This is a genomic window from Chromatium okenii (assembly GCF_016583745.1).
Taxonomy (GTDB): Bacteria; Pseudomonadota; Gammaproteobacteria; order Chromatiales; family Chromatiaceae; genus Chromatium; species Chromatium okenii.
On the sequence record NZ_NRRQ01000084.1, the window covers coordinates 1 to 3377 of the forward strand.

Genomic DNA, 3377 nt, shown 5'->3' on the forward strand with positions numbered 1-3377 from the left:
AGTGCTGTTGCTGGCTTCGAGAGCAGCTTCACGCCGGTCTACTCGGCGATGAACACTTGCTACCCTTTTGTGTAGCCGCCGTAACATCAGTCGGTGTCCTCCTGCTTACACAGGTATGGCTTTGAAAAAAGTGACGAGAGCATCCAGTTGAACTGGCTCGTTGCGTTAGCTGTACCTATCGCGCTTAACCTGTCCTCTTCTGAACGTCTCTCGTTACATCGCTTATGGACGCTTACGTCCAAAGACCGGTTTCTTTAAATCGTTGATTTATAGGAACCAAAGAAGATGACCTTTGACATTCAATATTCACTGCTTGAAAGCACATCTCAAAAACCCGTCACCAAGCAGATGTCGTTGCTGCCCGACGGCACCATTCAAAAAGAATCACTTGCCCACAACTTGACGCCAGGGCGGGTCTACCTGTGTCAGAAAACAACCACTCAATTTGCTGAAACACTTCAAACATTAAAGCCTTATCAGGCACTTGCGTATGGCATCCCGAAAATGAGTGAGTTCAATCGACTCATCACAAAAAGGGATCAGGATAATGGACAGCAATTACCAGGTGACATCACACGGACGAATGATAATTTTGTATATCCTAATCAATCGGGCATCTTTTGCGGAGATGTTGATCACCCAAAGGTGATGATTGATGAATTGTTGAAAGTATTAAGGGATATTGATCCCGAATTGATACAGTCACCAATGATTTATCGCCCAAGTGCAGGAAGCTGTATCTATAACAAGGAAACAAGTTCTGAAATTGTTGGTGTTAATGGATACCGCCTTTACATTGTTGTTAATAATGCCAGTCTAATTCCTGAGTTTGGAACATTACTGCATAAGCACTTTTGGTTACATGGACATGGTCACTTTGAAATCAGCAAAGCGGGTAGTTATTTAGATCGTGGAGTATTCGACACGTCCGTGTGGCAGCCGTCGAGGATCGATTTTGCAGGTGGGGCGATATGTGCCGCACAAGTCGAACAACGGTTACCACCACCACAAGCAATCAATCCCGATGCACCACCACTCAACATCAAGGCTTGTATTGAGCAGTTACAACTCGATGACAACCAAAACGCATGTCTAAATGAACTCAAAGCTACAGCACGTTTAGAACTAGCGGATCAAGCCCAACAAATTCGCGCAAGTTGGATGCAGAATCGCATTCAAGAAATGACAACACACAACGCACTGGATCCAACTGTTGCAGAAAATGTTTTACGGCAAGCGATTGAAAAACAGGTATTAAGCGGCGACTTTTTGATTACGCTTCAAAGCGGTGATGTCGTGACCGTAGATGAAATTCTCGCGGATCAAAAACGCTATCATGGTCAACGCTGTGCTGACCCAGTGGAACGGGATTACGACCTTGGTCATCGGGTAGGCTATATTTCACTTGAGCTTGGGCGTAATCCGATGATCTGGAGCCATGCTCATGGTGGAACGTGTTATCAGTTAGTCTCAACAACACGCCCTTCTCTTATCGCATTACGGGGAAAAACTGCTTTTACCGTTGATAGGACTATTGATGAACTGCGGAAGGATCCGTTGATTTTCAATTGGGATCAGGTGTTGGTGCGCGTCACTACGAATAAACAAAATCAACCGCGCATTCAACCGCTAACTAAAGACGGACTTGAAGACTACCTTGGTCATCGCATCCAGTACCAGCGTTACGCTGGTAAAAAAGAATTGATCGATATTGATCCACCAGACGCTGTGTGTCGCGGTGTCCTTGCTCGCAATGAAGAAGAGCGTGATTTGAACTCATTACGTGGTATATGCACGGCACCAATACTCAGGCTGGATGGTTCAGTCGTTGACCAACCAGGATATGATTCTGCGACTGGTTTAGTATTAAGTCTGCCATCTGAATCACATCCCGTTATACCGAATGCACCCAATGTTGAATTAGCCAAGGATGCATTGGCTTATATTTGGAAACCGTTTAAAGATTTTCCTTTTATTGATGATCTAGCACGCAGTGTATTTATCGCTGCTTTATTAACTGCGCCGATACGCAAAAATCTACCGACTGCACCAGCTTACGCCTTCAACGCGTTTGTTGCTGGGTCTGGCAAGACATTATTAGCTAAATGTATTTCTGTGCTAAACGATGGTCAATCGCCCAAAGTTATGGCACACGTATCAAATGATGATGAAATGCGTAAGCGTCTTCTTTCACATTTAATAAATGGTAACAGTGTTATTTTAATTGACAATGTTACTGGGCTGTTTACCAGCTCAACCTTAGAAGCACTATTAACTACGGAGACATATTCGGATCGGCTCCTTGGAGTTAGTAAAATGATTTCTATGCCGATGATAGCACTTATTTTAATTACAGGTAATAATTTAAAATTTGTTGGTGACTTGAATCGCCGTGTCTTAATCAGTTCTATCAATCCGAACGTCGAAAATCCGTATCTGCGCTCTTTTGAGCTTGACCCTTTAGATTATGTCAAAAAACATCGGCAAGAAATGGTGCGTGCCATTCTGTTAATTATTCGCGCTTATCTCAGTTCTGGGGCAGGGCGGATCGCTGCTGGTAGTATGGCTTCATTTGAAGATTGGGATCGGCTAGTGCGGCAGACGATTTGCTGGTTGTCTACACTGCCGGGTTGTCCTTTATCTTTAACTGATCCCGCCCAGTCAATCGCACGCGGATACGATAACGATCCGATCACTGAACAACTTCGACGTGTTTTAATCGCGTGGCGGGACTGTTATGGAGACACGCATGTCACCGCTAAACAGGTTATTACCGATTTAATACAGGTCGCTAACAATAAAGACGAACGGCTTGAACATCTGCATGATGCTTTAGTTGATGCAATTGGATCAGATAAATCAGGTAATGCAATTACTGCAAAACAACTCAGTGCGTGGATTGGACAGAACACGAATCGCCAACTCGATGGTCGTGTGCTCATCAAAGATGAAAAGAAAATCAACGGCTATGCGAAATGGTACGTTAAAGATTCAAATCCGACCTTGCCCTTGGTGAAAGTGGGTCAAGTGGGTCAAGTGGGCATCGACACCAACCCACTGGTGGGTTTCCCCCTTTCGTGTGAGGAGCCGCCGACCTTAATGGCTTGGGCAAATCCATTCGATTCGCTGAATCCATTCGAATGGATGCCACCCTCCACTACGCCCACTACCCCACTTGACAACCCATTTGCGGACTGAATGTAAAACATGATCCATTAGGGTGGCTTCGGTCACCCTTTTTTTTACCCACATAGGAGTTACGCAGTTGCGAACAAGCCATACAATGGTGCTGATAAATAAAATCGCACGGCACTGCGCACGATCTTATTTTTTGCTTCCATAATGCTTATTCCAGTTCGATAGAAGTAGCGTTCCAA

Annotated in this window: 1 protein-coding gene; it reads left to right on the forward strand. The window is 44.7% G+C overall.

Annotation, left to right across the window (positions count from 1 at the left end):
• Positions 1–285 precede the first annotated feature (285 nt).
• The gene (locus CKO12_RS14200; RefSeq protein WP_200155375.1) at positions 286–3198 is read left to right on the forward strand and encodes a hypothetical protein; all 2913 of its coding nucleotides are present in this window, start codon (positions 286–288) and stop codon (positions 3196–3198) included.
• Positions 3199–3377 lie beyond the last annotated feature (179 nt).

What these genes read in the sequence shown, in the direction of transcription:
- CKO12_RS14200 (WP_200155375.1), top strand. Translation starts at nt 286, where the DNA reads ATGACCTTTGACATTCAATATTCACTGCTTGAAAGCACATCTCAAAAA.